Annotated in this window: 6 protein-coding genes and 1 tRNA gene; all 7 read left to right on the top strand. The window is 30.8% G+C overall.

All coding sequences use genetic code 11. The features are described 5' to 3' along the window. Nucleotides 1–280 precede the first annotated feature (280 nt). The 7 genes from ACH2BP_RS01275 (at nucleotide 281) to ACH2BP_RS01245 (ending at nucleotide 6,197) form a co-directional block, all read left to right on the top strand. Nucleotides 281–2,809 (top strand): T9SS type A sorting domain-containing protein, encoded by a 2,529-nt coding sequence (locus ACH2BP_RS01275; protein WP_395056234.1) that lies wholly within the window; start codon nucleotides 281–283, stop codon nucleotides 2,807–2,809. A gap of 311 nt (nucleotides 2,810–3,120) precedes the next feature. Beyond that, nucleotides 3,121–3,648 carry an isopentenyl-diphosphate Delta-isomerase gene (idi, locus tag ACH2BP_RS01270; protein ID WP_395056232.1) on the top strand — a complete coding sequence of 176 codons (528 nt, stop codon included), beginning with the start codon at nucleotides 3,121–3,123 and terminating at the stop codon, nucleotides 3,646–3,648. A 91-nt stretch (nucleotides 3,649–3,739) separates the two neighbouring features. Next, the gene (locus ACH2BP_RS01265; protein WP_395056230.1) at nucleotides 3,740–4,150 is read left to right on the top strand and encodes a 6-pyruvoyl trahydropterin synthase family protein; all 411 of its coding nucleotides are present in this window, start codon (nucleotides 3,740–3,742) and stop codon (nucleotides 4,148–4,150) included. Beyond that, complete coding sequence (locus tag ACH2BP_RS01260) at nucleotides 4,150–4,608, top strand: peroxiredoxin (RefSeq protein WP_395056228.1); 459 nt, start codon at nucleotides 4,150–4,152, stop codon at nucleotides 4,606–4,608. Before ACH2BP_RS01265 ends, ACH2BP_RS01260 begins: the two co-directional genes overlap by 1 nt. Nucleotides 4,609–4,725: 117 nt before the next feature. Continuing rightward, the gene (locus ACH2BP_RS01255) at nucleotides 4,726–5,694 is read left to right on the top strand and encodes a type I phosphomannose isomerase catalytic subunit (protein ID WP_395056226.1); all 969 of its coding nucleotides are present in this window, start codon (nucleotides 4,726–4,728) and stop codon (nucleotides 5,692–5,694) included. An 83-nt stretch (nucleotides 5,695–5,777) separates the two neighbouring features. Then, entirely contained in the window at nucleotides 5,778–6,044 is a 267-nt protein-coding gene (locus ACH2BP_RS01250) for a hypothetical protein (RefSeq protein WP_395056224.1), read from the top strand. A 79-nt stretch (nucleotides 6,045–6,123) separates the two neighbouring features. After that, nucleotides 6,124–6,197, top strand: a tRNA-Thr gene (locus tag ACH2BP_RS01245). Nucleotides 6,198–6,220 lie beyond the last annotated feature (23 nt).

Below are 6,220 nucleotides of genomic sequence, written 5' to 3'. Positions count from 1 at the left end.
AGAAAGTCAAATTTAAACAAAATGAGCCCAATACAATATCGAGCTCATTATTATCAAAATTAATTATAAATTTGTCCAAAATTTTGGGTGCAGTCTATCATAACGAAATGGTTTTTTTTTTTTTGCTATATTGTCATTCCGAGGAACGAGGAATCTCACTCGTTTTGTTTATGAGATTCCTCGTTCCTCGGAATGACAAAAGATTATTTATTTTTTAAAAAAAGATTATTAAATAATTCATTATTCATTATTCATTATATTTGCCACTTAAATTTCCCAAATGAAAAAACTATACTTTCTTTTTGTTGCTTTATGTCTTTTTACGAGTGTTAACGCTCAGATTATTAATTTTCCAGATGCAAATTTTAAGGCGAAGTTGTTGGCTTCCAATCCAAGTAATCGAATTGCTCAAGATTTAAATTATAATTTTATTAAAATTGATGTCAATAATAATGGAGAAATAGAATTAAGCGAGGCATTACAAGTGCTTTCCTTATCTATTTCACATTCAAATATTTCAGATATGACTGGAGTAGAAAGTTTTACCAATCTTGTAAATTTATCTTGTGGTAATAATTTATTGATTAGCTTGGATGTTAGTAATCTATCCAATCTTCAAAGTTTAAACTGTCCTTTTAATCAATTGACTAGTTTAAATGTTAGTAATCTTACCAATCTTGTAAGGCTAATTTGTTTTACTAATAATCTTCCACAGTTAAACGTTAGTGCATTAATAAATTGCACAAATTTAGATTGTAGTAAAAATTTACTTACTTCATTAAATTTAAATGGGTTGGTAAACCTTCAATCGTTAGTCTGTAGAAATAACCAAATACCTTCATTAGATTTAACTGGACTTATAAATATGAGGGTTTTAGATTGTGGAAATAACATTATTTCAACACTAAATGTTAGTAATTTAATTAATCTTCAGAGTTTGGGTTGTCAATATAATCAACTTACTTCTTTGGATGTTAGTAATTTGTTTAATTTATCTGATTTAGTAATCGAACATAATCAAATTTCCTCTTTAAATTTAACGGGTTTAACAGATCTTGGTACTTTTTATTGTTCTTATAATCAGCTAACTTCTATAGATCAAAATATTTTAAATAGGGTTGAGTCTTTTTATTGTGCTTATAATCAACTGTCTTCTTTAGATATGAGTCATGCATCTTATCTTATTGCATTTTTTTGCTCCGGTAATCCGTTAACCACTTTAGATTTAAAAAACTCGACTTATCTTGAAGAATTATATTGTGGTAATCTTCCAATGTTAACCTCTCTTTTATTTAAAAACGGTAGTAATGAAACTAGTATTGACATTTCTAATGACCCAAGTTTAAATTACATATGTGCAGATGATTCCCAGCTAACTCAAGTTCAAAATTTGATTACCGAAAACGGTTATGCAAATTGTGCGCTAAACACTTATTGTTCATTTACTCCAGGAGGGACATATTCCACCATTCAAGGGAATAATAAATACGACGAAAGCAATAATGGTTGTGATGTATTAGATTTAGGGGTACCGAATTTAAAATTCAATATCACAGATGGTACAAATTCAGGAAGTATCATTTCTAATGCAACAGGAAGTTATTCGATTCCAGTTATAGCAGGAATACACACCATTACTCCGGTTTTAGAAAATCCAACTTATTTTGCAGTTTTTCCAACAAATGTTGTAGTAGATTTTCCAACACAAACCAGTCCTTTTACTCAAAACTTTTGTATTACTTTAAATGGGATTCACCCAGATTTAGAAATTGCTATTTTGCCTTTACAATCAGCAAGACCAGGTTTTGATGCTAAATATAAAATCATTTATAAAAACAAAGGAAATACCACACAATCAGGTACTGTCAATTTAGATTTTAACGACGCGGTTTTAGATTTAGTTCTAGCAAATCCTATAGCTTCAACTCAAACAGTAAATAATTTATCTTGGGCTTTTACTAATTTAGTACCATTTGAAACTAGAGAAATTGTAGTAACATTAAATGTAAATTCTCCACTAGAAACTCCTGCAGTAAATGCTGGTGATATTTTAAATTATACAGCTACAATTACATCACCAGCTACTGACGATTTACCAAATGACAATACTTTTGCATACAATCAAACGGTTGTAAATTCATACGACCCTAATGATAAAACGTGTTTAGAAGGAGCAACAATCACACCAACAAAAGTAGGCGATTATTTACATTATATGATTCGTTTCGAGAATAATGGTACGGCAAATGCACAAAATATTGTAGTAAAAGATATGATTGACACTGCGAAATTTGATATCAACTCGATTGTTCCTACAAAAGGAAGTCATTCGTTTGTAACTAATATTACAGCAGGAAATAAAGTAGAGTTTATCTTCCAAAATATCAACTTGCCTTTTGATGATGCTAATAACGATGGTTATGTAGCTTTCAAAATTAAAACCAAATCTACTTTAGTTCTTGGTGATACATTTACCAACAATGCGAGTATTTATTTTGATTATAATTTTCCAATTGTAACCAATACTGCTACAACAACCATTGCTGCTTTGAGCGTACAAGATTTTGAGTTTTCAAACTATTTTAGTGTATATCCAAATCCAGTTTCAGATGTTTTGACTATTTCTGCTAAAGAAAGTATTTCAGTAAGTTCAATCAATATTTACAATACTTTAGGACAATTGGTTTTAGTGATTCCAAACGCACAAAATACAAAAACGGTCGATGTTTCGAGTTTAACGACAGGGAATTATTTCATCAAAATAAATTCTGATAAAGGAACTTCAAATACTAAGTTTGTAAAGAATTAAAACTTTTATAATTTATTTGAAAGCCTCACAGAAATGTGGGGCTTTTTTTGTGTTTTATTGTCATTGCTTCGCCAGTTCGCACTTTCAGGCTCGAGTCCGACGAAGGAGGAATCTCATAATTAAATCGAGTGATATTCCTCCTTCGTCGGAATGACAAAAAATATACTTTTTCTTTTGCAAACTCTGCAATGATTCATTTGCTTTGTGGTAAAATAATTCAAATCTTCAAACACAAGTTAAACTTATCATAAACTCAAAATCCTTTATATAATCCCTTCTTTTTTTGTATTTTTACCACGTAATAAATAAACATGACAGAAGAAAACGTAATTTTAGTAAACGAAAATGATGAGCAAATTGGGCTAATGCCAAAACTCGAAGCACACGAAAAAGCAGTTTTGCATCGTGCGTTTTCAGTTTTTGTACTAAATAGCAACAACGAAATTATGTTGCAACAACGAGCGCACCACAAATACCATTCTCCGCTGTTATGGACAAATACTTGTTGCAGTCATCAGCGTGAAGGAGAAACAAACATTCAGGCCGGAACGCGTCGTTTGCGTGAAGAAATGGGTTTTGTAACCGAAATAAAAGAGTTATTTCATTTTATATACAAAGCACCTTTCGATAACGGACTTACCGAGCACGAACTAGATCACGTTATGATTGGTTATTATAATGAAGAACCAATAATAAACAACGATGAAGTTGAAAATTGGAAATGGATGAGTATCGATGATGTAAAAAATGATATGAGCCAAAACCCGCATATTTATACCGTCTGGTTCAAAATTATTTTCGACGAATTTTATCATTATTTAGAAGATCATAGGATTTAATATTACAGAATTGAAATTATAAGAATATTCACAAATTATAAAAATTTTAGATTTCTTGTTAAGAAATCTAAAATCTAAAATCTAAAATTAAATGAAAGTAACCATAAGCAGAAAAGCACATTTTAATGCAGCACATCGTTTGTATCGAAAAGATTGGACTTTCGAAAAAAATGATGCAATTTTCGGAAAATGTAACAATCCAAATTTTCACGGGCACAATTACGACTTAATCGTAAGTGTTACAGGTGAAATAGATCCAGAAACAGGTTATGTAATGGACGTTAAGTTGCTATCAGATATTATAAAAGAAGAGATAGAAGATAAATTTGATCATAAAAATTTAAATTTAGATGTGCCAGAATTTCAGGATTTAAACCCAACTGCCGAAAACATAGTGCTTGTAATTTGGAATAAAATCAGAAAAAAAATCAATCCAGAAATGGACTTAGAAGTCATATTATACGAAACACCACGTAATTTTGTAACTTATAAAGGAGAATAATGCAAACAATAAAAGTAGGTGATAAAATGCCCATATTTGGCGCAAAAGACCAAGACGGAAATGATTTTTACATCGAATCTGTACTTCACAAAAAAACATTAGTTATTTATTTTTATCCAAAAGACGAAACACCAGGATGCACAAAACAAGCTTGTTCGTTTAGAGATGAATATGAAGACATAAAAAATGCAGGAGCCGAAGTCATCGGAATAAGTGGTGATAGTTCGAAATCGCACAAAAAATTCGCTCAAAATCACAAATTGCCCTATATATTATTGTCTGATAATGACAAAAGTATCAGAAAACTTTTTGGCGTACCAAGTGTCATGTTAGGGTTAATTCCAGGAAGAGTTACTTATGTGGTTGACTTAAAAGGGATCGTGCAAATGGTTTACAACAGTATGGACGCCAGTCAACACATACCGAAATCGCTCGAAGCAATTAAAAAATTAAAATAATTTTTTTGTTCTTTTGTCATTCTGAGCTTGTCTGAGTTCAAAAGAACAAAAAGAATTTTAACTCCATAAATGCTATTTAATAATTTTTTCAGACTTTTGTAATATAATAAATAATCTATGAGTATAAATTTGTATCCACTTATTTTCGAACCCATTCTAAAAGAAAGAATTTGGGGAGGAACCAAGCTACAATCAATTCTCGGAAAAGATATTAGTTCGCAAACTACCGGAGAAAGCTGGGAAATATCTACAGTTTCTGGTGAAGTGAGTATCGTTAATAATGGTTTTCTACAACGAAAAACATTAAATGAATTACTCGAAAAATACCCCGAAGAAATATTAGGAACAAAAGTTTACAAACAATTTGGTAAAGAATTCCCTTTATTGTTTAAGTTCCTAGATGCTCGTGAAGACCTATCAATACAGGTACATCCTAATGATGAGTTAGCGAAAAAACAACACAATTCCTTCGGGAAAACCGAAATGTGGTATGTCATGCAAGCTGATGAAGAATCCAGAATAATTGTAGGATTCAAACAGAAATCATCGCCAAAGGAATATTTAAAACATTTAGAAGACAAAACATTAACTTCAATTCTAGAAGAAATTCCAGTAAAAAAGGGAGATATGTTTTTTCTTGAAACAGGAACAATACACGCAATAGGAGCAGGGATAGTAATAGCTGAAATTCAGCAAACATCTGATATTACGTATCGTATTTATGATTTCGATAGGGAAGATGCACAAGGTAACACAAGAGAATTACATAATGATTTAGCATTAGAAGCTATAAACTACAATAAAGTCGAAGCTAATAAAAAGTATGATAAAGTAATAAACACTTCAAATGAAGCAGTAAATTGTCCTTATTTTACGACTAATTTTATTCCGCTCGATGGAGAATTGGTTTTTAAAGAAAATTCGAACTCATTTAAAGTATTTATGTGCACCGAAGGCGAGTTTGATTTGGTATATAAGAAGGAAAAGCAATCCTATAAAAAGGGGGAAACAGTATTAATTCCTGCTGTAATTTCTGATTACTTTTTGGTCGGAAAAGCATCTATATTAGAAATTTACATTTCATAGTCTATATTATAAAGATTATGTGTACTTTTGCACCCGAATTATAACATTCAACAGAATAATAAAATTTCAAAAAATAAAATAAAATGGCAAACGTTAAGAATTTAAAAAAAGACATCAACTACGTATTAGGAGATATTATTGAAGCAGTTTACTTGTACGAAATGACAACTTCAGGAAAACCTACTGATGCTACAAACGGTTTAATTGATCAAGCTATTGCGGCTTTTGACGCTTTAATTGTAAAAGTAAACGCAAAAAACGTTGAAAACAAAAAAGCACACTTCAAACAAATCAATATAGAATTGGAACAAGTTGCAAATCAAATGGTTGAAAAAATCAACGCATTATAGTTAAAAATAATTGCAAAAAAGTGCTAATTTATTTTGGAAATTAGAAATTCAGAATTATATTTGCACCAGAATTAAAGTCGCCAGCGTAGCTCAGTTGGCTAGAGCAGCTGATTTGTAATCAGCAGGTCGTGGGTTCGAGTCCCTCCGCCGGCTCTTTTTCCAATTTATTTTGGATA

Origin of the sequence: Flavobacterium sp., from assembly GCF_043756175.1 — a bacterium.
Lineage (GTDB): Bacteria > Bacteroidota > Bacteroidia > Flavobacteriales > Flavobacteriaceae > Flavobacterium.
The sequence above is the reverse complement of the archived record's forward strand: the minus strand, read 5'-3'. Positions and strand labels throughout refer to the sequence as shown.